This is a genomic window from Bifidobacterium catenulatum PV20-2 (genome assembly GCF_000800455.1).
GTDB lineage: Bacteria > Actinomycetota > Actinomycetes > Actinomycetales > Bifidobacteriaceae > Bifidobacterium > Bifidobacterium kashiwanohense_A.
The window spans coordinates 2,348,922-2,370,978 of the sequence record NZ_CP007456.1 but is presented as its reverse complement, the minus strand read 5'-3'; the positions used below and the strand labels follow the sequence as shown (position 1 = coordinate 2,370,978).

General features: G+C 55.6%; 17 protein-coding genes, 1 tRNA gene and 2 pseudogenes. 10 read left to right on the top strand and 10 right to left on the bottom strand.

Going from position 1 to position 22,057, the window contains the following annotated elements:
* The first annotated feature begins 240 nt into the window (after positions 1–240).
* The 8 genes from rpmH (at position 241) to AH68_RS10000 (ending at position 6,383) form a co-directional block, all read left to right on the top strand.
* The gene (rpmH, locus tag AH68_RS10030) at positions 241–375 is read left to right on the top strand and encodes a 50S ribosomal protein L34 (RefSeq protein WP_003807168.1); all 135 of its coding nucleotides are present in this window, start codon (positions 241–243) and stop codon (positions 373–375) included.
* Positions 376–392: 17 nt separating this feature from the next.
* Positions 393–755: a ribonuclease P protein component gene (gene rnpA, locus AH68_RS10025; RefSeq protein WP_039199596.1), complete on the top strand. Its 363-nt coding sequence runs from the start codon at positions 393–395 to the stop codon at positions 753–755.
* A 26-nt stretch (positions 756–781) separates the two neighbouring features.
* Positions 782–1,087 (top strand): membrane protein insertion efficiency factor YidD, encoded by a 306-nt coding sequence (gene yidD, locus AH68_RS10485; protein WP_004222749.1) that lies wholly within the window; start codon positions 782–784, stop codon positions 1,085–1,087.
* On the top strand, positions 1,087–2,121 hold the full coding sequence (gene yidC, locus AH68_RS10020) for a membrane protein insertase YidC (protein ID WP_033501587.1): 1,035 nt from the start codon (positions 1,087–1,089) through the stop codon (positions 2,119–2,121). Before yidD ends, yidC begins: the two co-directional genes overlap by 1 nt.
* Before the next feature lie 142 nt (positions 2,122–2,263).
* Entirely contained in the window at positions 2,264–2,791 is a 528-nt protein-coding gene (locus tag AH68_RS10015; RefSeq protein ID WP_039199594.1) for a Jag family protein, read from the top strand.
* 211 nt (positions 2,792–3,002) lie between these two features.
* Entirely contained in the window at positions 3,003–3,806 is an 804-nt protein-coding gene (locus tag AH68_RS10010; protein ID WP_081995933.1) for a 16S rRNA (guanine(527)-N(7))-methyltransferase RsmG, read from the top strand.
* Between the two features lie 277 nt (positions 3,807–4,083).
* The gene (locus AH68_RS10005; protein WP_039200117.1) at positions 4,084–5,028 is read left to right on the top strand and encodes a ParA family protein; all 945 of its coding nucleotides are present in this window, start codon (positions 4,084–4,086) and stop codon (positions 5,026–5,028) included.
* Positions 5,029–5,030: 2 nt separating this feature from the next.
* Positions 5,031–6,383: a ParB/RepB/Spo0J family partition protein gene (locus AH68_RS10000; protein WP_039199592.1), complete on the top strand. Its 1,353-nt coding sequence runs from the start codon at positions 5,031–5,033 to the stop codon at positions 6,381–6,383.
* A gap of 244 nt (positions 6,384–6,627) precedes the next feature.
* On the opposite strand, the gene trxB is transcribed toward AH68_RS10000, so the two are convergent.
* Both trxB and AH68_RS11205 read right to left on the bottom strand, forming a co-directional pair.
* Positions 6,628–7,563 carry a thioredoxin-disulfide reductase gene (gene trxB, locus AH68_RS09995; RefSeq protein WP_039200115.1) on the bottom strand — a complete coding sequence of 312 codons (936 nt, stop codon included), beginning with the start codon at positions 7,561–7,563 and terminating at the stop codon, positions 6,628–6,630.
* Between the two features lie 290 nt (positions 7,564–7,853).
* Positions 7,854–7,976 (bottom strand): hypothetical protein, encoded by a 123-nt coding sequence (locus AH68_RS11205; protein WP_268871197.1) that lies wholly within the window; start codon positions 7,974–7,976, stop codon positions 7,854–7,856.
* Between the two features lie 491 nt (positions 7,977–8,467).
* On the opposite strand from AH68_RS11205, the gene AH68_RS09990 reads away from it, so the two are divergent.
* Positions 8,468–9,103: a 5' nucleotidase, NT5C type gene (locus AH68_RS09990; protein ID WP_039199591.1), complete on the top strand. Its 636-nt coding sequence runs from the start codon at positions 8,468–8,470 to the stop codon at positions 9,101–9,103.
* A 286-nt stretch (positions 9,104–9,389) separates the two neighbouring features.
* On the opposite strand, the pseudogene AH68_RS11375 reads toward AH68_RS09990, so the two are convergent.
* The 3 genes and pseudogenes from AH68_RS11375 to AH68_RS09970 all read right to left on the bottom strand — a co-directional run bounded on the left by AH68_RS11375 (position 9,390) and on the right by AH68_RS09970 (position 15,956).
* A pseudogene (locus AH68_RS11375) lies at positions 9,390–13,171 on the bottom strand (lipid II flippase MurJ).
* Complete coding sequence (locus tag AH68_RS09975) at positions 13,168–15,330, bottom strand: DUF6049 family protein (RefSeq protein ID WP_052189231.1); 2,163 nt, start codon at positions 15,328–15,330, stop codon at positions 13,168–13,170. Before AH68_RS09975 ends, AH68_RS11375 begins: the two are co-directional and overlap by 4 nt.
* Positions 15,294–15,956 carry an NUDIX hydrolase gene (locus tag AH68_RS09970; RefSeq protein WP_003833496.1) on the bottom strand — a complete coding sequence of 221 codons (663 nt, stop codon included), beginning with the start codon at positions 15,954–15,956 and terminating at the stop codon, positions 15,294–15,296. Before AH68_RS09970 ends, AH68_RS09975 begins: the two co-directional genes overlap by 37 nt.
* 73 nt (positions 15,957–16,029) lie before the next feature.
* Here AH68_RS09970 and AH68_RS09965 point away from each other — a divergent pair, with 73 nt between their 5' ends.
* Entirely contained in the window at positions 16,030–17,451 is a 1,422-nt protein-coding gene (locus AH68_RS09965) for a CCA tRNA nucleotidyltransferase (RefSeq protein WP_039200109.1), read from the top strand.
* A gap of 105 nt (positions 17,452–17,556) precedes the next feature.
* Here the strand turns inward: AH68_RS09965 and AH68_RS09960 are convergent, their stop codons facing one another.
* The 5 genes and pseudogenes from AH68_RS09960 to AH68_RS09940 form a co-directional block, all read right to left on the bottom strand.
* Positions 17,557–18,180 (bottom strand): LytR C-terminal domain-containing protein, encoded by a 624-nt coding sequence (locus tag AH68_RS09960; RefSeq protein ID WP_039199586.1) that lies wholly within the window; start codon positions 18,178–18,180, stop codon positions 17,557–17,559.
* Between the two features lie 43 nt (positions 18,181–18,223).
* Complete coding sequence (locus tag AH68_RS09955; RefSeq protein ID WP_039199584.1) at positions 18,224–19,132, bottom strand: 4-(cytidine 5'-diphospho)-2-C-methyl-D-erythritol kinase; 909 nt, start codon at positions 19,130–19,132, stop codon at positions 18,224–18,226.
* Positions 19,129–20,058, bottom strand: coding sequence for a 16S rRNA (adenine(1518)-N(6)/adenine(1519)-N(6))-dimethyltransferase RsmA (rsmA, locus tag AH68_RS09950; protein WP_052189230.1), 930 nt, complete (start codon positions 20,056–20,058; stop codon positions 19,129–19,131). Before rsmA ends, AH68_RS09955 begins: the two co-directional genes overlap by 4 nt.
* A gap of 74 nt (positions 20,059–20,132) precedes the next feature.
* Positions 20,133–21,634: pseudogene (locus AH68_RS09945) on the bottom strand (aggregation-promoting factor C-terminal-like domain-containing protein).
* 276 nt (positions 21,635–21,910) lie between these two features.
* Positions 21,911–21,984: transfer RNA gene (locus AH68_RS09940), tRNA-Thr, on the bottom strand.
* Positions 21,985–22,057 lie beyond the last annotated feature (73 nt).

Sequence of the window (22,057 nt, the reverse complement as noted above, 5' to 3'; positions counted from 1 at the left end):
GGTAAGCGTGTTGAAATGGCTGAATTGTGAATAACAGTTATGTAGTTTGTGGATAACTTTTGTGGGGAGTTTGGCGATATAGCAACGTTTTTTGTGGATTGTTTTGTGGGGAGAGTCCCCACAAAATGTGAAGGAATTAGTGGAGGCAATTACTCTGTTCAGGGGTCAGAGTAACTTGGTAGAGCTTGACTCATGAGGAGCCGTGCCTTGGCATGGCTAAAAACACCGGGAGCATTAATTATGAAGAGGACATTCCAGCCGAACAACCGCCGTCGCCACATGAAGCACGGTTTCCGTCAGCGCATGCGCACCCGCGCAGGTCGCGCTCTGATCAACCGTCGCCGCGCCAAGGGCCGCAAGTCCCTCGCTGCCTGATTTAACGGCATAGAGCGGTGGAACGGCTGAAAAGCCATCGCGATTTCGTCGCGGTGCTCAAACGCCGTCGTAGGGTATCGCGAGAAGACATCGTCGTGCATTATTTGGTGCACGACGATGCCGTTATTGGTGATTCCACGGCGAAGCGGGGCCGACGTGTCGGTTTGGCCGTTTCCAAGGCTGTCGGCAACGCAGTAATGCGTAATGCCGTCAAACGTCGTTTCCGCGTGCTTGCACGAAAGTACGAATCTGCCTTACCTGAATCCTGCGATATCGTGTTGCGTGCCAAGCCAAGTGCTGCACATGCTGATTTTCTATCGTTGGAACAGCAGATCGTGGCATGTTTTGAAGCGGTGAATCGTAAGGCCGTGCGTCAGTAATGAACGCCGGTTGTGACGGAAATTGGATGATTCGCGCCATTCGCTGGTACCAACGTCATATTTCCGCGAATACCGCACCCTGCTGCAGATATTATCCAAGTTGTTCCAATTATGCGATTCAGGCGATTGAACGATTTGGCCGCCTTAAGGGTGGCCTTCTTGCGTTATTGCGCCTTCTTCGCTGCAATCAGTGGAACCGTGGGGGAATTGACGACGTTCCGCAGCTTTATTCCTTGTTTTACAGATGTTCGTGGTCGAAGGCACACGAGGAACCTCGGCTCACGCCTCTGAACGTAGAAAAACCTATAGGCGATAAGGAGACTGGCCTGTAATGAATCAAAATCAATTCCTCCTCGACAGCGGTTTCTGGGGCTGGCTGTATAAGCTCCTGTATCCCGTCGAGTGGCTCATGACGCAGATCATGGCCGTATTCCATAAGTTCCTGGTGATGCTGGGCATGAACGAGATCGGTTTCTCGTGGGTCATGTCCATCGTATTCCTAGTACTTGTGGTCCAGGCATGCGTTTTTCCGCTGTTCTACAAGTCCATGAAGGGTATGCGCAAGATGCAGGCCCAGATGGCCGTCCTGCAGCCAAAGATGCAGCGTATCCAAAACAAATACAAGGGCAAGAATGATCCCGCCAGCAAGGAAGCCATGCAGCGCGAGATGATGAAGCTCTACCAGGACAATGATGCGAACCCGATGGGTGGCTGCACTTCCATGCTCCCTATGTTCGTGCAGGGTCCCGTGTTCATGTGCATGTTCTATACGCTGTCAGCCATTCCGTACATCGCACGCGGCAAATTCAGGGACGGACAGGGTCTTGGCGCTTTCGACATCGCCACAGCCAAGCAGTTCACGTCTACCACAGTGTTCGGTGTGAACGTGGCTGATAACTTCACGACCGCCGCTGTGCATGGCAAAGTAGTTATCGCCATCTTCGTTGCATTGATGTGCTTCTGCCTGTGGTTCATGCAGTACAACAGCATGAAGCGTAACATGGCTCAGTCTGCGGCAAACAAGCAGACCGAAATGATGCAGAAGATGATGTTGTGGATGTTCCCGATCATGTACATTTTCTCCGGTATTGCCATGCCATTCGCTGTGCTGGTGTACTGGCTCACCAACAACATCTGCAATCTGTTGCGTTCCATCTGGCAGATCCACGTCTTCCCGACTCCGGGATCTCCGGCCGCCGAAGCGAAGGAAAAGCGTGATCATGTTCATGAGAACGCCCGCCGAGCCAAGGCCGGTCTGCCATCCCTCGAGGAAGAGGCGCTGCAGAAGGCCAAGGAAGCCGCCGAAGTGAAGGAAAAGCACGGCTACCAGCGTCAGCAGCCGAGCCGTAAAAAGAAAAAGAAGTGAGTAAGAGTGTGTCCCGTGTTTCACATGAAACGCGGGACACACCACTTTTATCAGCGTTTATTGTCGACGTGGTAAACAGTAACTAGACTTTACCTAACAAGACTTTAGTAATAGAAACCCCGCTCAAAGGAGTACAACCACTATGGCGCAAGATGAGGAAAAGACCATCGATCAGCTCAACGAGGAAGCTGATATCGCTGCCGATTATCTTGAAGGACTGCTCGATATCGTCGATTACGAGGGTGATATTGAAATGGGCGTGCGCAACAATCGTCCTACCGTGCAAATCGTCGCTGATGATGATACGGATATCAAGCATCTCATCGGACGCAACGGCGAGGTCGTCGACGCATTGCAGCAGCTGACGCGGCTTGCAGTGCAGCAGAAGACCGGCGAACGTTCTCATCTCATTGTGGACGTCGACGGCTATCTAAAGCGCAAGCGTCAGCGTCTGCACGACATCGCGCTGGATGCCATCGACGAGGTGCGTGAGACCGGAGAGCCGGTCGACCTGAAGCCGATGAATTCCTTCGAGCGTAAGATCGTGCACGACGTGGTGCGTGAGGAAGGCATGAAGTCCCGTTCCCACGGCGAGGAGCCACGTCGTTACGTTACGGTGTATTTCAAGGCTTCCGCCGCCGAGGAAACCGAAGACGAGGATGAGGCCTGAGTTTGGCTCGTTTCACGTGAAACACGGCGTCACCATCATGGTGGCGCTTTTTTATTGCGATTGGTGAATGACTGCACGCAGGTCGTGCGCTGGGTACGTGACGCCTATGTGCATGGACTTGCGCACAGTCTGCGTAGGCCGTGCGATATTGCCGGCATTGGTCGGGGAGTAATGGCTGGAATACCAGCAATAAGGAAGAGCAGGATATAGGATGGTGCCCATGAGTGATGTGACAGACGAACTTGATGATTCGCCGATTCTTGAGGAAGTGCTGGGGGATGCGTTAGGCAAGCTGCGTGTTTTTCATGCGAAACTTGCCGAAGAGGGCGAACCCCGTGGGTTGATCGGACCACGAGACGTTGGGATTATTTGGGAACGCCATATTCTGAACTCGGCTGCCATTGTGCCTTTCGTGAGGGAATCCACGGCCAAGAAGCAGTTCAAAACGGTTGCCGATATTGGCAGCGGCGGCGGTTTTCCCGGTATCGTTGCGGCCGCATGCCTGCCGGATCACCAGTTCACGCTCGTGGAGCCCATGGAACGGCGTATCGAATGGCTGAACGAGTGCGTGACGGACATGGAGCTGGAGAACGTTACGGTGGTGCGTGCCAGAGCCAATGAGATGATCGAGGCCATTGCGGGTACGTCTGGTGCTCAAGGCGGCAACCGTGGCAATGGAAACGCCAGAAACGGCAAAGGCGGCAGGAACGGCAGGGGAGCGGTTGCCCGCGGTCCTGTGCTGGATTTGGATGGCAAGCCCATTCAGGCAAGGCATCCGTTCGCCGTGGTGACCAGTCGTGCCGTTGCGCCGATGACCAAACTATCCGGGTGGACGTTGCCGTTGCTTGAACGCGGTGGACGCCTGGTCGCATTGAAGGGAAGGTCCGCTCAGGAGGAGATCGAAAAAGCCTCCAAGGAGATCACCAAGTGCGGCGGCGTTCGTCCACGAGTAGTGGATGCTGAGGTCGGTCCGGGGCTTGAATCGACCCATGTACTCATGGTGGATAAAAAGTAAGTTATCCACCATTTCAGCGAGTTGTCCACATTATCCACAACTGGAGAATCGTTGAAATAAAGCGCGAAAAAAATGTTGGAATAGCAACGAAATATCGGTGGATAACTTTTTGCAAGCAACGTAAGTTATCCACCGACTATCCACAGTTATCCACATTTACGCACAATGGGTGGATGGGTTGAATCTGTCCACCCAAATGATGAAACTTGAGTGTTAAGCATATCGTAAGGAAGGCTGACGTATGACTGGACCTGAAGGACCAGATAACCTGACATCGATGGAATCGGCGACGGAAACCATCAAACGAATTTTCGGAGGATCGAATTCTCCTCTTGGTTCGCAGATCGCCGACGAATCGTCTCGCTATCGTGCCTTGCAGAAGGCCGTTTGCCCAAAGCCGGAGCAGACGCGCCTGATCGCGGTCGCCAATCAGAAGGGTGGCGTTGGCAAAACCACGTCTGCAGTGAATCTTTCCGCTGCGTTAGCCCAGTTCGGTTCCAAGGTGCTGCTGATCGATATGGATCCGCAGGGCAATGCGTCGACCGCGTTGGGCGCTCCGCATGCGTCGGGAGAGCCGTCGGTATACGACGTGATCGAAGGTAGGAAAACCATTGCCGAAGTCAAGCGCACCTGCCCTGACTTCGATCTGCTTGACGTGGTGCCAGCCTCCATTGATCTGAGCGGTGCCGAGCTGGAAGTCGCCGACATGGAAAATCGCAATGTTCTACTGAAAACCGCGGTTGACGAGTATCTTGAGAACAGCGAGGAACACTACGATTACGTGATCATCGATTGCCCTCCAAGCCTTGGCCTGCTGGTAATTAACGCCATGTGCGCGGTTCATGAGATGCTGATTCCGATCCAAGCTGAATATTATGCGTTGGAGGGTCTTGGTCAGCTTATCAATACCATCGGGTTGGTGCAGGAACATTTCAATCCGTCACTGCTTGTTTCTACCATGCTGATCACCATGTTCGATAAGCGAACCCTGCTTAGCCGTGAAGTGTATGACGAGGTCAAAAGCCACTATCCGACCATCGTGCTGGACACCACGATTCCACGAACGGTGAAAATCTCGGAAGCGCCAAGCTTTAATCAAAGCGTTATCGCCTACGACCCCAAGGGTATGGGTGCAATCTCCTACTGTGAGGCCGCGTTGGAACTCGCACGTCGCTCGCAGACGGTGTTGCAGGCTATTGATGCAAGAAGGAATGAGAACTGATCATGGCTACGAAATCACGTTTGGGCATGGGTCTCGGCGCGCTGTTTCCGTCTCTTCCGGGAGAGTCGGCAAAGTCGGAAGCTGCCGCTGAGCCGGCTGCGCCTGCTGTGGAGGTGAAGGCCGATAGCAAGCCGTCCGCGAAAACTTCCGGAAGTATGGCTGGTGCTGCCGTGCCGTCTGTGGGAAAGAACGTAGGCGCTAAAAGTTCTGTGGCGACAGCCATGGCTTCCGTCGATGCTGTCCACGACATGAAAAAGAACGTTTCACGTGAAACCAAGAAGGGAAGCGTTCATCGTGCCAGCATGCCTTCCATCACGCTGAACGAAGCGGCTCATCCAGCCGACATGTTCTTCGGTGCCACCAGTCCTGTCGCTCCTTCTGCCGACGCGAAGCAGGGGAGTGTTTCACGTGAAACCGCTGCAGTAAAAAAGAACGAAGACGCAAAGAACGACGAACCGGAACTACTGCCGGTGCAGGGTGGTTACTTGGTTGAATTGCGTCTGAGTGATGTCGGTCCCAACCTGCATCAGCCGCGCACTATTTTCGACGAGGATGATCTTCGTGAGCTTGCCGATTCCATCAAGGAAGTCGGTGTGCTGCAGCCCATCGTGGTACGGAAACGCCCGCTTGCGCAGATCGAGGCCGCGCGCAAGGAGAACGCCGCCAGCAATGACGAGTCGCATAATATGTTCGACGGTCGCATGGATAGCATGTATGAGCTCATCATGGGCGAGCGTCGCTGGCGTGCTTCACAGATCGCAGGTCTGCAAACGATTCCTGCAATCGTCAAAACCACGGCCGACGACGACATGTTGCGTGACGCTCTGCTGGAGAATCTGCATCGCGTTGCATTGAATCCGCTGGAAGAAGCGGCCGCCTATCAGCAGATGATTGACGATTTCGGTCTGACACAGGCGCAATTGTCGAAATCCGTATCGAAATCACGCCCGCAGATCGCAAATACCTTGCGATTGCTGAATCTGCCTGCAACCGTGCAAAAGAAGGTCGCTTCCGGACTCTTATCGGCCGGTCATGCGCGTGCGCTGCTGGGATTGCCGACTGAAGTTGATATGGAACAGCTTGCGACGCGCATTATCGCTGAAGGACTGTCTGTTCGCAGCACCGAGGAAATCGTGTCGATGAAGGTCGCCGAATCGGATCAGCCGAAGAAAGCGAAGACCAACAAGCTGAACCCGTGGGCTGGAACGCCAATGCAGCTCGGACTTGAAAAGAAGTTCGGCACGAAGGTATCCATCAAGGGATCCAAGGAACATGGCCGCATCGAAATCGTCTTCAAATCCGAAGACGACATGAATCGCATTGTCGACATGCTCATGCCATCTGCTGAAGAATAGTATTTTTCGAGTTTTTCTGTCTGATCAGTGTGATGTTCGCAGAAGGGCGGCATATTCTATTCACGACACACTCAAGGCTGTTTGGCCAAGCTTGCAATCGTGAACAGAATATGCCGCCCTTTCGCTCGTTTTTTAAGTTTTTACAGGGCATGACCGTGTATCGCGGTCACATGACGGTCATTCACACGGTCACGACTGTGATATGACTGTGATGTGACTGTGTGAATGACCATGGTGGGGAGTGTCACTGCTGGAGGTAAGCTTGGGCGTCAAGGGCGGCCCGGCAGCCCATGCCGGCGGCGCTGATCGCCTGACGGTAAATACTGTCAACACAGTCGCCTGCTGCAAAAATGCCAGCAGTGCTGGTATGTGTGCTGGCACCGTCCACCTGAATATATCCAGCCGCATCTCGCTGCACAATGCCGTCAATGAAAGCTGTTGCGGGAGAGTGGCCAATCGCTACGAAAATACCGTTTGCGGCAATCGTGTCAATCTCTCCGGTGATGACGTTGCGAATGTTCACGGATTGGGCTCCGTTGTCGTCACCCAAGATTTCCTCCACCACGGAATCCGTGACGATATTGATTTTCGGATTCTGTTGAGCGCGTTCCACGAGAATCTGCGATGCGCGGAATTCGGAACGTCGATGAATCAACGTCACCGACGATCCAAACCGGGAAAGAAAATCAGCCTCAGTGAATGCGCTATCGCCGCCACCGACTACAATAATCGGCTTATCGCGGAAGAAGAAGCCGTCGCAAGTCGCGCAATATGACACTCCCTTGCCGGAATATTCCGCCTCTCCGGGGATGCCGAGCTTGCGGTATTCCGATCCGGTTGCGATGATCAAAGCACGGGTTTCAAAAACGTCCCCCTGATCGATGCGCACGGTTTTCACGCTGGTGGCGTCATCGTTGCTTACGGAAACAACATCATCCCAAACGATTTCTGCGCCGAACTTCTCTGCTTGGCGTTGCATATTATCCATGAGTTCCGGCCCCATAATGCCATCGGGGAAGCCTGGGAAATTCTCCACTTCGGTGGTGTTGACGAGCTGCCCGCCTGGGGTCAGCGCGCCCGCAATGACCAGTGGTTTGAATCCAGCCCGACCCAAATATATGGCCGCGGTATATCCTGCAGGGCCGGATCCGACAATAATCACATCTCGCAAATCACTCATATTCCCACTGTAGCGAACCGCCGAAGCGAACAGCCTCACATCGCATGATTTCACGTATTCTTTTTTCCTATGGCGTATTATCAAGTACTTTCCAAGCCGGATCATCTACAGAGTTTCACGTGAAACATAAGCTGTTGTGTGTGGTTGCGTGCGGGGCTGTGTATGCAGTTGCTGGTGGTGGCTGGATTCTTAGCAGTGCTTGAGCGGAACATGAGAAAGGGCTTGCGCTCCATGTGGAACGCAAGCCCTTTGGTTGTGTAATTGTGACGCCTGCCTGTGCAGGCCTTGGATCACTTGTTGATGACCTTCTTGAACAGGTCGGCGCTTGCCTTGGCGAGTGCGAACTGGCCGAAGCCCGGATCGATGGAAGCGAGGTTGGCGTTGATGATCTGATCGAAAGTGTTGTTCTTCATGATGTTTCCTTTCATTCGGCTTGGCGGCGCGTTTCTGTCGTTTTCTTTCCTCTGGCCGCTGCCGTAAGTCTTGTTTTTCTGTTGTTTCAGCGCGGGTGGCGTTGCCGTTTCCCCGCGTGTGGGGTGCGGCTCCGGTTTTCTCTCCGGTTCCTGCCGCATCATGTCTCTTTGTTCTGTTGTGCCTTCATTATAGGCAGGCGCAACCATCGATGTCATGCAACGATCGTTGATTCTTTTGTATTTTCATCGGCTAATCTTGAAATAAACGTAATGATGCTGTGATGAAAGTCGCTCGTCGATTGCAGGGCAGTGTCGTCGTCGCAAAAAGAAGCGACGCGATCTTCGGATTATCCATCTTTTCTATCTTCCTTACTTGCGGGAGTATTTGCGCTTGTTGCCGGCGAATGTCAGGTTACATTGATTGATAGCGGGCTGATTAGTGTGGCTGTTCGACGGGCTGATCGGCGTCGGGCGTAAGAAAGGAACGTGATATGGCAAATATTCCTGAACAATACGAGAGCCAGCGCGTGGGCGTGCAGGGATATCGTGTGCTCAATCTCGATTTGGACGGTGTCTGCGCGGATTACAAGGGTGCGATTCGCGATTACCTGCAGCGGCAGGGCGTTGACGTGCCGGAACGTGCGTTGCAGACCGCGCATTACAATCTCATTCGCGAAGATGGATGGCCGTTCGACACGCTCGACGATTACATCGAAACGCATAAAGCCGCGGAACGTGAGCATCTGTATGCAACGATGAAGCCGCTTCCGGGAGTCGCGCAGGCGTTGCAACGATTGGCGGGCGAGCACGTGTACATTCGCATCGTCACGCATAGGCTGTTCGTGTCCGGCCAGCATCAGATGGTTGTTTCCGACACCGCGCAATGGTTGGACAGCAACCATATTCCGTACATGAGCCTGTGCTTTACCGGGCTGAAAGATAGTATGCAGGCCACGATTCATATTGACGATTCGCCGGCGAACATCGAAACCCTGCGCGAGGCGGGGCAGCATGTGGTCGTGTTTGATCAGCCGTACAACAGCGCGTACGATGGCCCTCGAATCGACAGCTGGAGCGACGCCAACGTCGAAAAGCTCCTCACCCTCTTCGAGCACTGGCCCGAGTAAGTGGTCTGCGCGGCGGATTGTCTGTACAACTTGCGTTCTGTGTTTGTATAACCCCGGTTTTATGTCTGCACAAGTCGGATTTGACCGCCAATTCGGGAGTTGTGTAGACAGAAAATACGACTTGTGCAGACGGATTATGCGATTGGCTGCATGGCCTGCTGGTTTAGCCGCACGATTTCAGCAGACAGACAATCGAGTGGTGGATACAAAGGAGGGCACATGCGTATTACACGTGCCCTCCTTTGCGCGTCTTCTCTGGAAAACGTTAGAAAGACGGTGACAATGATCAGAACACTTGAATGCTTTCGATGTACAACTGGTTGCCCGGCAGACTATCAAGCGGCACCCACAGCATGATGTCCTGCGTTTCCACAGACTTATCGAACTTCACTTCGGTAGTACCGGAAGTGTCGAATTTGAACTGTGCCACCTGCTCACCCTGGGACGGGCTGTTCGTCGCGTTCACGCGAATGTATCCCTGGCCGCCCGAAGAACGAATCTTGATGACCATGCGATACGCCTTCTGTGGTTGGCTCAGATGCACGTAATATCCATAGCCCTGCTGTCCGTCAGGATTCGACAGGAACTGGCGATTGTCGATTTCGTATGCAGTCGTGTTTTCTGGCTGCTTCGGATTCGGCACCTTCTTCGACTGCTTGTCGGCGGTCACAACCTTGTCTTCGGTTTTCTTGGGTTGCTTGGACGCCGTCGACCCGCTGGATGCCGGCGCCTTGGCGGAAGCATCGGAAGAATCCTTGGAATTGGACGAATCGGTATTGCCGGACGTATCGGAATTGGAAGAATTCGTGGAATTCGTATCCGATTGATCTCCCTCGCCGAACGGCACTTCGTCAAGATTTATTTCCGGCCATGGTCCTTTTGAATCAGTTGTAACCGAATCTGAAGGCTGCATCAAACCATGAACTGCAAACCCAAGCGCAACCGCAACTACGATGACCGCAACGATAATCGCAACGACCTTCGTTTTCAGCTTGCCAAACAGTTTCGCGTCGGCAACGTCAGTATTCGCCGAAGCGGAAGAAGGATTCTTCGGCGTGAAGCTCGGCGGAACCGCGGCTCGACCGGCTGCATACGCGGCGTCGATCGCCTCCTGCTCTGCCTTCAACGCGCGGGCGGACTCCTCGCCGGGCTGAATGACCTGACCGTCCGCGCCGATCACTGGAATGCGGCCGGTTTTTTCCAACTGGGAATCGTCGGATGACATGCCATCGGCCGGTACGGAAACCCTGATGGGGAAGGAGAAGGGGGAATCGTTGGTGTCGGTCACGCCATCGATATCTTCTTCGCTCAGCAGCTCACGGCCGCTGCTCCACAACGATTTCACCGCTCCACTGGTGGCCGCGACGCTTTTCGCCAAAGCCTCCTTGCCGTCGGAAAAATCGTTATGCGGTTCGGGAGCCGTGAACGTCATTTCCGGAATGCTTCCAGCCGCTGCCAACGTATCCGGCAGCGGGAGCACATCCTTCTCAAGGATCTGCAGCAACGGAACATTGGCGATTGAGCATTCCGAATCCATGGAAGGCAACGTGATATCCATGCTTCCCAACGACGACAGCGGCTGGTACTCACCAAGCAACGCTTCCAATTCCGCAATGGTCGCCATCGGAACGGTAGGGAAGCCGTCGTCCTCTTCAAGTTCGAGACCGCGCTTGCAGATCACGCGGAATTCCATCGGCGTGGTCGGTGCGAGCGTTTCCAGACGGAAATCAGTCGACAATGTGGACGGGCGTCGGGTCAACATCGCATACAGCAATGCCGCAATCTGCCGAATCGCAAGCTGTTCCCGATTTTCCAAAGACTGCGCGCGGGAAGTGTCGGCAAGCATGATGCTCACCGGAGCGTCTGCGATCTGAATGCCGGAACGGGTCAGTCGCACCGTGTCGGTGCTGATGGAGAAATGCGTGAGATTGTCTTTTTGCAGCGCATGCAATGATTCGATGACTTCGCCAATGATGGAGCGCATGGCGGTATAGCTCAACGGCTGGTTGGCGTTCAGCGCAAGATATTCGCTGAGGGTCATGCCTTCGTCGAGCTGCGTCACCACCAGCGCGACCTGGCCGGCATGCTGGAGCTGCAGCACTTTCGTGAAGTGGGAATCATGCGAAATAGCCAGCATGGAAGCGGTTGCGTTGACTTCCTGCAATGCCTTGCTGCTGCTGACAATAAACAGCTGGCAATCCCGTGCGAGCACATGGTCGCTGGCCTTCCAGACCTGCAGTCCGGTTTCTTCGCGCAATGGCGAAACGAGCACGTAGCGATTGCTGATGGTATCTCCCAGCTGAGGTTTCATGGGTTCCTTCAACTTTTTGTAAACGTTTGTTCTGCCTATGGTCACTCGCCGTTTTCGGCGTCGCCCTGTCCCAGTCTATCGTTGGGGCTGGTCGGCTTGCGAAGTCCGGGAATACGTGAGTAAATCAGTGCGATCGCCTCATCGAATTCCTCGGAACGCAGCAGCCGCAACATGCCTACGTAAACGATGAAGGTCACTATGGCCAGCAGTGCGGCACACGACACTGCCTGAATCCAGTTCATATGACCGTCCACCGCTCCGATCTGGGCGCCGACAAGCTGGTAGATGCTGTCGCGTGCCGTCACGCCGATGAACATGGCCGTTGCTGCCGCGCCAATCGATTTTATATACGAGACGGCGATGCGTAGACCGTCGATATTGTTTTCGAATCGTTTGCGCAGCATGACATACAGGATGGGAATCGGCAGTATGTAGCTTATGGCTCCTACCGTGCCGATCATTGTCGTCCACTCAGTAGGGGGGAGTAGTTTCGCGCCGATTATCACGCCTATCGCTTGAATGCCCATGGCGAACAGCATGAAAATGAACGGCGATTTGCCGTCTTCGAATGCGTAGAACGTGCGTTGAATAATCAGATATGCGCTGGCGAAGGGAAGTCCCACGCCAAGTGCAATAAGCGGTCCCGCCATGAGAATGGCTTCCTTGACGCTTACGGACGGCAGCAACGCGAGAATGATCGGAACGGGCATCACTACGAAAGCGACCGAGAAATAGCACATGATTACGCCCATATTACGCAGCGCCTGGCTGAGATCGATGCGCGCTTCGGCGATATTATGGTCGGCGACCGCACGGGATATTTTCGGGAAAATCGCAGTTGCCAGCGAAACGGCAATCAGCGAATACGGCAGCATGTAAATCGTGTACGCGTTCTGGTATGAAGCATTGCCGGCCACGTCGAGCGGATTGATGCCGAACTGCTGCTGCGCGAGCATCGGCGCGTTAGTGGAGGTACGCGTGATTACGATATTGGCGAGCTGGTCGATTACGACAATGCCGACGCTCCAAGCCGCGACCGGACCCATCGAACGCAAGCCGATGCCGCGAAGTCCGAATTGCGGGCGGTATTTCAATCCGATTTTGGTCAGCGGAATGAACAACACCAATGCTTGGAATACCACGCCTAACGTCCATGTTCCGGCCGTCAAAGCGATTTTGTCGGCGGTCCAGAAATCAAGCGGATGTTCCGTGGCGCGGCCGAACAATGCGATGAATGTGCCGAAACCGATGCAGCTGATGATGTTCGCGCCCACCGAACTCCACGCATACGCGGTGAAATGGTCTTTAGCTGCAAGAATCTGGCCGATCACCGTATACAGGCCGTAGAAGAAGATTTGGGGCATGCACCACAGGGTGAACGAGGTTGCCAACGCCATGGTTTCCGGGCCGCCGTTCACATACAGTCTGGTGAGCAACGGCGTGCACAGCGCCATCAGAATCGCCACCGTCAACAACATGGTGATGGCGAGTGTGATGAGCTTGTTGAGCTTGGTTTCGGCGTCTTTCGCCTTCAACGTGCGCACGATCTGCGGTACGAGCACGGCGTTGAAGATACCGCCGGAAACCAGAGTGTAGATGACCTGCGGAATCATGGATCCGGCTTGATAGGCGTTTGCCGCATAGCCGGTGGTGCCTAAAGCCCAAGCGAGCAGAATGGTACGGATTTGCCCGGTCACGCGCGAGGCCGCGGTGCCGGAGGCCATGATTAGTGAATTACGGCCAACGGAAGAACTCATTCGTCGGGATCCTTCTTACGGTGGAATTGGCGCCACAGTCCCAAAGCTCCAAGCAGCACGGCGATGCCGATGATGATGAAGCCGGTTTTGTCGCTGATCTGCAATGCGCTGGTGATGTGGGTGGTTTGTGTCGCTCCGAATGTGATGCCCTGCCTGTCCTGCAGGCTGAGCGTGGCATCCGCGGTGCCAGAGGTGGCCACGCGGATGGTGAACGCCACTTGGGCTTCGCCGTGCGCGGGCACTTCCACGGTGTCGAAACGCGAAGTGACGATCTGCATGGAGTTGGTCAACGATGAGACTTTTACCGTGACCGGATAGGGGTGGCTGTTGCTGATGGTAACGGGCATTTGCGCGGTTTCGCTGACCACGTTGACGTTTTCCGTCGGTGTGATGGCCACGCCGTTGATGAGCAGGGACGCCAGTTGCCCGGCTCCTTCCACCATGGTGCTTCCGGCTGGGTTTTCGCCGCCTAGCGCGTGCAGGGCCATGATGCCGTGCGCGTTGACGAGCTGCCTGCGCCACGCTTTGAGGCCTGTGGGGGCCTGCTTGGCATCGTCGGCGACGTCGGTGAGGATGGACGCATTGAATCGTTTGATGTCGTTTGTCGAGGCTGCCAGCGTGTTGAGCGTCTGCCTGAGATTGGCTTGCGTCGCATCATTGATTCCGTCGGATTGCGGCACGATCGCGGCCGCATCGTCGCCGCTCAAGGCGGGGTCGGCGTTGCTTAATGTGTTCAGATCGGTGATGTTCAGCCATGGCGATTGTTCGACGTCCGTCATCAGCGCGTCCACGACGGCTGGGTCGGAATTGTCGCTTAGGCAGACCAGCAGGTTGCGTTCCGCATACGGCTGTTCCATTTGGTAGAACGCGCTTTGCGCGACGAATCGTGCGAGACGCCCGGCCGTTGTACCCTCGCCATCCGCTTCAGCGTTGGCACTGGTCGCCTTGCCTTGTGCAAGGTTGGAAAGCACGCTTTGCGCAGTCAGCACGGTGACGTTGCCCGCGTCGGTGGCAACTATGGCCTTGCCTGTTTCCGCGGTGGCCGCATCGTTCTCTTCGAAATCATGCGTGGCGATGACGGTGTCGTACCCCTGCTGCTTGGCTTTCGTGAGCGCCTCGATCGTCCAATTGCCGGTGCCCTGCCATGCATACGTGGTCATACTCGCGTTCGGGTCGCCCAACGCCAATTGATAGTTTTTCAAGGCCTGTTTGGCGTTCCATTGCGAGGTGCCGACGCTTGCCGAATCATAGGTTTTGCTGTCGTTCAGCGCGGAATAGGCGGTGATGTCGAATAGGGCCGGTTGCGTGATGCCGTCGACTTGCGTCGGCATTGGCATCGCCTTCAGATAGGTTGGATCGGCCACCACCTGCAGTTTGTCATGCTTGGTGAACGTCTGTTCCAGCGACTTGAGTCGTGCCTCGTCTTCTTTGCCGGGAACGGCGATTTTCGAAAGTTCTGCGGAAGTGACACCACCTTTGTTGACGAGCTGTTCCAGCATGGTGTTGTCGGTGGTCCATCCTTGCGCTTCGAGCGGCTGTACGATGGTGATATTCATCGCGGGCGTGTCGGGGGTATTGATTCCAGCTCCGGTCCGTGTTGCGAAAGTGTGTGCTTTGTCTTGCTGGACTCCGCCGGCCTCATAGCTGAGAGTGATGGGCTTGGGACCCCAGGAGTTAATGGATGCCAGTGCCTCTTGGCTTGATTCCGCGTCGATGCGCACGTTCGCTGAAGCTCCCGGTTGAAGCGCGGGAACCTCGCTCTGGCCCACGATATCGGGCGTTGGGATCTGCCCGGTGCCTTCCGACCATTCCTGGATATCGTTGCGCGACACGAACGTGTAGAAGGCGTTCATGGCGAGGGTCAGCGTGCCCGATGGGATTTCCTGATCTGTGGTGTTGGTCACCGTTGCGCTCAGATGATAGCCGGAAGTGTCTGTCAGCACGGCTGTGGAGGAGTCGATCGACAGCATGGCTCCCGATTGTGTTTCCTGTGTTTCTTCGGCTTTGGCATGTGGCGTAGGTGCGTATAACAACATCAACGCCATGGTCATGACCATGGCGAGGATTGCCGAAAGAGCACGTATGCCGTGCGGAACGTTCCGTTGTGCGGGTTGATTCACCTTCACGCCTGTCTGTTGAGTTTCCTTGCGTACAACCATGCTATCTTTCGTTCGTTCGGGTAGCTGAGAACGTCGTCCAAATCAGCAAAATCCACCCAAATCGCGTCTTCTGCCTCATGGTCCGGGTCGCCTTCCACCGTCAGCTCGCCGCCGATCTGGCGCAATGCGAAGTGATGCACCAGCTTGTGTACGCGCTGGCTGGTTCCCGTGAACCAGTAGTCGATGGTGGCGATGGAATCGACCACTTCACCCAAAATGCCGGTTTCCTCATGTACTTCGCGAACGGCGGTTTGCTGCGGTGTCTCGCCTTTTTCGATATGACCTTTCGGCAGGCACCATTCCAAATGCCCGCTGCGTGAATGACGTGCGATGATCGCCACACGCCCCTTGTCGTCGAATACGAGACCGCCCGCCGAATATTCGCGTACCACCGGCAGTTCCTGCGCGTCGAGCGAGGCGAAGGTGGTCGGACCGTCTGTGGCGCGCCGCTGCGGCATCATTGCTGGGGTGGGTGCGCTAGGCGTGATGATGGTCTCTTGCCGCAAGGAAACGGACTGCGATGTGTATAGCAGTTTGTCCGGTGCCATCGGATTTTGGGTATGGTCGTCCGCAGCATGGGCAAGCATGCGTGCAAGGTCTGCGGGCGTAATCATGATTCCAACCATACTCAATTCTGTGTGCAGGTGGGGTAACGGTATGCTGGTAGGGCAGAAACTTGTGGTGCCGGAAAGGGATGGCGTGAACTTCGAAGTGTGGCCAGAGGCCATTGAATTAGGGCGTATGTTCGCCGAAGAAGGCTATGAATTGGCGTTGGTGGGAGGTCCTGTCCGGGACCTGCTGTTGCATCGCAAATCGCATGATTTGGATTTTTGCACATCGGCGCGTCCTGAGCAGTTTGAACATATTTTGCGCCGTTTCGGGCGTGACGGATTTTGGGATATGGGACGCAAATTCGGCACGTTGGGCGCGATGCGTCGTCGTGAGGATGGCACGGAAGTGCAGGTTGAGGTAACGACTTACCGTTCCGACACGTATGACCCCGACTCGCGCAAGCCGGAAGTCAATTATGGCGACACGCTGGAAGGTGATCTTTCCCGCCGCGATTTCACGGTGAACGCCATGGCGTTGCGTGTGCCGGAACTGGAATTCGTCGACCCGTTCGGCGGCGCGAACGATTTGTCCAAGGGCGTGTTGCGCACCCCGGTCGATCCTCGCCAGTCGTTCGACGATGATCCGCTGCGCATGATGCGTGCCGTGCGTTTCGTGGCACAACTGGGCTTCCGCATCGAACCTGAAACCGCCGAAGCGCTGACTGACATGGTCGATCGCATCGAAATCGTTTCCGCCGAGCGCGTACGCGACGAACTGGTCAAAATGCTGCTGTCCGATCGCCCGCGTGCAGGTATCGAAGCGTTGGTCGATTCCGGTCTTGCGGATATTGTCTTCCCGGAAATTCCGGCATTGCAGCTCGAAATTGACGAACATCATCGTCATAAGGACGTATTCGAGCACACCATGATCGTCATTGATCGTGCTGTCGCTCTCGAAACCGGCCCGGACGGCCCTGTGCCAGCTCCGGATCTGACGTTGCGTTTGGCCGCGCTCATGCATGACATCGGCAAGCCAAAGACCCGTCGTTTCGAGGCGGGCGGCAAGGTGAGTTTCCATCATCATGATGCCGTCGGCGCGAAAATGACCCGCAAGCGCCTTAAGGCATTGCATTTCGACCATCACATGGTCGAGGACGTCAGCGAGCTGGTCAATCTGCACTTGCGCTTCCATGGTTACGTGGAGGAGCCGTGGACGGATTCCGCGGTCCGTCGTTACGTCAAAGACGCAGGCCCGCTGTACGAGCGTCTGAACCGTCTTACGCGTGCCGATGCTACCACGCAGAACAAGCGCAAGGCCATGGTGTTCTCGTCGGCGATGGACGAGATGGAACAGCGCGTGCGCGATCTGAAGGAGAAGGAGGATTTCGACGCGATCCGCCCTGATCTGAATGGTGACGAAATCATGCAGCTGCTCGGCATTGAACCGGGACCGCTGGTTGGCAAGGCGTACAAGCACATGCTGGAATATCGTCTCGATAACGGCCCGGTCGAGCATGATGTCGCTGTTGCCGAGCTGAATCGCTGGTATGAGGAGCAGCAGGCCGAATAATCTGCCTGCTGATCTCACGATTTCAATATTTTGACCGCACGATTTGCATTTTCGAACGAAAAATGAAGTCGTGCGGTCAGTCTGCAAATTCACAAACTCTACAAATCAAACTGCGTCGTGTTCGGGGGCCTTCTGTACGTCAGTCATCTTGTCGACGGTAACGCATCCTTCGAAGCTTTCGATCTCCTTGCCGGCGGTCGGCACTTGCTTCTGATTCTGTAGATTGTCGAAGGTCGCGCCGACCACAACGTCGATCAGCATATCCTCGCGATCGTCCATCACCATTTTTGCGTCGGTGAAGTTGCTGTTCACCGTGTACGCCTGATTAATGGCATTCTTGCCGAAGATGATCATCGTGCGTTCCACCTTGGAACTGGTGTAGTTGCCAGCGGCCTGGGTGTTGAACTCGCGATTCTGCAGCGCGCTGCTGACGGCCTGTGCGAAGCCGGAGAATTCAGTGCCGTTGAGCACGCGCACGGTGATGTTGCGGTTCTCCACGTACTTGCCTTTGCTGCCGTCCTGTTCCTGGGCGGCGCAAGGAGCCTGCTGGCCGTAATTCGGCTGTACTGCAGCCGAATTGACTTTGCCCAATCCTCCAACATGGAAGAAGAACAGCAAGGAAATCACCAATGCGACCGTCAAAATGGCGCCGGTGATGGTGAACGCCACCTTCTGACGGCGGCGAATGTACTGTTTGCGCGCGGCGCGCTCGTCGTTAGCCTGAGTCATGTACGAGTCCTTCTCCAAAAAACGGTTGACTTCAACCTTACTGTTACGCGATGATATGCACAATCGGATGGGCCGGTGCCTTGGAGGCGATGATGCGGTCGACACAACGGTTTTGCCGCCATGCCGACTGCACGGCGCGTGCGGCTTCGTCGGTTGGTACGAATGCGATTACGGAAGGGCCGGATCCGGAGACGAACGCTTGCTTTGCGCCCGCCCGCAACGCTTCGTCGATCGCCTGTCCGCTGCGTGGGTGCAGTGAGATCGCCGCTTGTTGCAGATGATTGTTGTCTCCTGCTCCGGTGCCGATTTGGTCGAACATGGCATACACTTCCGGCGTGCGCAGTTCCGCCTGATACGCGCCGACCAAGAGACGGCCCGCACAACCCTGTTTCGTCAATTCGCGCACGTCGTTGCTGTGCTCGCTGAGCTGTTCGATCTGCTCGCCGAAGCCTGTGCCTCGCGCGTAGCCTCCGGTCAGGCAGAACGGCATATCCGCGCCCAATGTGGCGGCGACCTGTTGCAACCGTTCTATGGGCCAATCAAGATTCCATAGCGTGTTCAACGCCAGAATCGTGGCGGCCGCATCGGCGGAACCACCCGCCATGCCTGCGCCGACGGGAATGCGTTTTTCGATGTTCAACGCCACGTCCGGTTTATGGCCGCTCGCTTCGGCCATGGCGAATAGGGCGAGCACTGCATGGTTGCGTCGCATGTCACTGCCGGATGAGGCCAGATCGCCAAGATATGCGCCATCAAGATTCAAGGAGAAACCGGCTCCGGGCTTTTTACGGCTGACGGTGACGGTGTCGTATACGCCGACGGCGCAGTAAATGGTGTCCAGCTCGTGCCGGCCGCCCCATTCGCTGCGTGGTGCCCCCACGTGCAAGGTCAGATTCGTTTTTGCAGGGCAGTCCACACTGACTTCATTGATTGCGTTGCCGTTGCCGCTCATGCCGCCGACACCTCGCCCATGGCTCGTGCCAATGCCACGAATTCGTCGATGGTAAGCGTCTCGCCACGTCGCGTCGGATCGATGTCTGCCCGCTCAAACGCTTCGGAAGGTACGATTTTCTTCAACGCGGCATGCAGGGTTTTGCGGCGCTGCCCAAATGCGGCGTCGATGAGACGGAACACGGTTGTGCGGTCCACCACGGAACCGTCGGGATTGTTGGCGGAAGGCGTGTGCCCGCCCTCGTATCGTTTGAACAGCACCAGCGCGGAATCCACATTCGGCGCCGGCCAGAACACATTGCGTCCGATAATGCCCACGCGTTCCGCGGTGCCGTACCATGCGAGCTTCACGCTTGGAGTGCCGTAAATCTTTGAACCGGGCTTTTCGCTCAGTCGGTCCGCGACTTCCTTCTGCACCATCACCAGAAAAGTTCCGAGATTGTCAAAACGTTCCAGCAACGTCAGTAGAATCGGCGTGGCCACGTTGTATGGCAGATTTGCTACGAGAGTGAACGAATCGTCATTATTGAAATCAGGCAGATTTTCCGGCGTTACGGTCAGTGCGTCACGGTTGACTACACGGAAACGATCCACCGCGTCCGGCATGAATTCGGCGATGGTGCCGGGCAGTCGTTCCGCAACGGGCGGGTCGATCTCCACGGCGGTCATCGTGGCGCCGGTTTCCAAAATCGCCAATGTCAGCGAACCCAATCCAGGTCCGACTTCCAATACATGATCGTCGGCGGTCACACCCGCCTCGCGCACGATACGACGAACCGTGCCCGGGTCGATTACGAAATTCTGCCCGAATTTTTTTGTCGGGCTGATACCGGCCTCGGCTGCGATACGGCGAATGTCAGCAGCCCCCAGCAGGCGGCCTTGCACAGTTTCGTCGATTTCGTTGGTTTCGTTCGCGTTTTCTGTCATTACCTCATTATCCGTTCAACTGGTACGAAAAAGTGTGTGTTGTTACGTTTGCGTATTGTTGCGATCGACGTTGTTTAATACCATCCAATTCGCTCGGAATGCTCCCATGCCTTCGATGGGCTGCCGTAGCATTGCGCGATGTAGCTTAGACCCCAGTCGATCTGTACGGCCGCATCGTCACGCCAGTTTGCGCCGAATGCCGCCATTTTGCTGCCTGGAAGCGATTGCGGGATGCCGTAAGCTCCGGATGCGTTTTCCGCATACCACAGCCAGCTTGATTCGCGCGTCCACAGTTTTACCAGATCGGTCCAGTTTTGCCCGGTCCAGCCATATTGCGCCGCGGCTCCGGCTGCGTAGGCCTGTGCCTGCGCGGGGGAGGGGTGGCAGAGGCGGCATCCTGCCGAAGGATCGGAAGGTTGCGGTGTCGGGGTGGGCGTCGGTGTCGGATCCGGTGTGGGGGTCGGGTCTGGAGTTGGCGTCGGATCCGGGTCCGTTTTTGATCCGGAATCGTCTTTCTCGCTGTCGTCTTTCTTGTTGTCGCCCGAATTGTTCGTATTATCGGAATTATTGCTCGAATCGTTTTTCTTGTCGGAATTATCGGAATTGTTGTTCTTATCCGAATTATCGTTCTTTCCGGAATTATCATTTTTCCCGGAATTGTCGGCATTGCCAGTATCTCCGGAATTGCCGGATCCGCCACCCGAACCAGAATCGTCGGAAGATGCTGCCGGTCCTACTGCGATGATCCGGTCAAGGGCGATTTTCGTGGTCGTTTCGTTAGTCAGCGTCTCGCTTTCCTTCTCGCCATCCACATACGTGACGTCGTATGTTTGCTGGATTTCGCCTTCCTCGCCTTCCTGCCGGACCACGACTTCGCCGGGCTGTAGGCTGGAATCGACGATGGTTTGCGTGCCGAAAGGCACCGCTTTCGTGCGTGTCTCCTCGCCGTGCGTCACGCGGCGGACGCGCAGGATCGTTTCGCCGTTGTCTTTTTCGACGCTGACGCGATCCTCCTTGTTCAGCGTGATGCCTTTGGAGTCAAGAATGGAGGCCGCCGGCAGTTTGCCATTTGGTGCTTCGGAGCTTTGCCCGTCTGCGATGACGGTGACCGGCCCGTTTTGGTTGATGATCAGTCCGCCGGTGAGTTTGTTGTACACGTTGTCGATGTTGACGGTGACTTTTGCCGCGTCTGCTTCGTTTTGTTCGAAAAAGCCAATCAGCTGTTCGGCGCTGGTCGCCACTGTCCAGAAGGGCACTTCCTGCCCGTTGATGGTGATGGTGGTCTGGTAGGCGCTTCGTACCGTCACCACGTCATGGTTGCTCAGCATGTTGGTGGGGCTGGTGGATTCCACAAGATCATGCGTTTTGACCTTTATGCCGCGTTCCTGCAGCAGGCGGTCGACGCTCATCGCGTATGTGGTTACGGTGGTGGTTTCACCATCGATGGTCAGAGCGACGGTTTTGCGCGCGCCTACGCCGAATGCGAGCGTCGAAGCGAGCGTCAACGAGACCACGCATGCCGTAACGCGAGCACGCCGAAGCGTCACAAATCTCCGGGGGTCCACCTTCTCGTCATACGTCCTCTTTCCAGCGGCTGCCTACATCGCCGTCATTGTAACGGTCAGATCGGGACGAATGGCATGGGTTCCGCTGGTTTTATCTATACCGCCACATTTTCGAGGAAAAGGACTAAAGAAAAAAGGGGGCAGGAGAGAAGGGGATGTCCTGCCCCCTGTCCGGACAAGGCAGGTTGGGGGAAGCCTCGTCCGGTCGCCAGAAGCCATAAGTTGGGGGAAGGCTTCTGGATCACTTACCCATGGTAAGAGGTTAAAGCCCGTCAAAACGGGTTTCGAGCCTCCTGTCGGGATCGAACCGACGACCTGCCGCTTACAAGGCGGCCGCTCTGGCCATCTGAGCTAAGGAGGCTTGTGCCGCTTTCTAGCATAATGCATAAAAACGGCAACGATTGAATAGCATAACCAGCGTGCCCGATGCCGTC

Coding starts and splice junctions, on each gene's coding strand:
- AH68_RS09990 (WP_039199591.1), top strand. CDS start 8,468: ATGGCAAATATTCCTGAACAATACGAGAGCCAGCGCGTGGGCGTGCAG.
- yidC (WP_033501587.1), top strand. CDS start 1,087: ATGAATCAAAATCAATTCCTCCTCGACAGCGGTTTCTGGGGCTGGCTG.
- AH68_RS10005 (WP_039200117.1), top strand. CDS start 4,084: ATGGAATCGGCGACGGAAACCATCAAACGAATTTTCGGAGGATCGAAT.
- trxB (WP_039200115.1), bottom strand. CDS start 7,563: ATGAGTGATTTGCGAGATGTGATTATTGTCGGATCCGGCCCTGCAGGA.
- AH68_RS09955 (WP_039199584.1), bottom strand. CDS start 19,132: ATGAGCGGCAACGGCAACGCAATCAATGAAGTCAGTGTGGACTGCCCT.
- AH68_RS09970 (WP_003833496.1), bottom strand. CDS start 15,956: ATGGTTGGAATCATGATTACGCCCGCAGACCTTGCACGCATGCTTGCC.
- AH68_RS10015 (WP_039199594.1), top strand. CDS start 2,264: ATGGCGCAAGATGAGGAAAAGACCATCGATCAGCTCAACGAGGAAGCT.
- AH68_RS10000 (WP_039199592.1), top strand. CDS start 5,031: ATGGCTACGAAATCACGTTTGGGCATGGGTCTCGGCGCGCTGTTTCCG.
- AH68_RS11205 (WP_268871197.1), bottom strand. CDS start 7,976: ATGAAGAACAACACTTTCGATCAGATCATCAACGCCAACCTCGCTTCC.
- AH68_RS09960 (WP_039199586.1), bottom strand. CDS start 18,180: ATGACTCAGGCTAACGACGAGCGCGCCGCGCGCAAACAGTACATTCGC.
- rsmA (WP_052189230.1), bottom strand. CDS start 20,058: ATGACAGAAAACGCGAACGAAACCAACGAAATCGACGAAACTGTGCAA.
- AH68_RS10010 (WP_081995933.1), top strand. CDS start 3,003: ATGGTGCCCATGAGTGATGTGACAGACGAACTTGATGATTCGCCGATT.
- AH68_RS09975 (WP_052189231.1), bottom strand. CDS start 15,330: ATGGTTGTACGCAAGGAAACTCAACAGACAGGCGTGAAGGTGAATCAA.
- yidD (WP_004222749.1), top strand. CDS start 782: ATGATTCGCGCCATTCGCTGGTACCAACGTCATATTTCCGCGAATACC.
- rpmH (WP_003807168.1), top strand. CDS start 241: ATGAAGAGGACATTCCAGCCGAACAACCGCCGTCGCCACATGAAGCAC.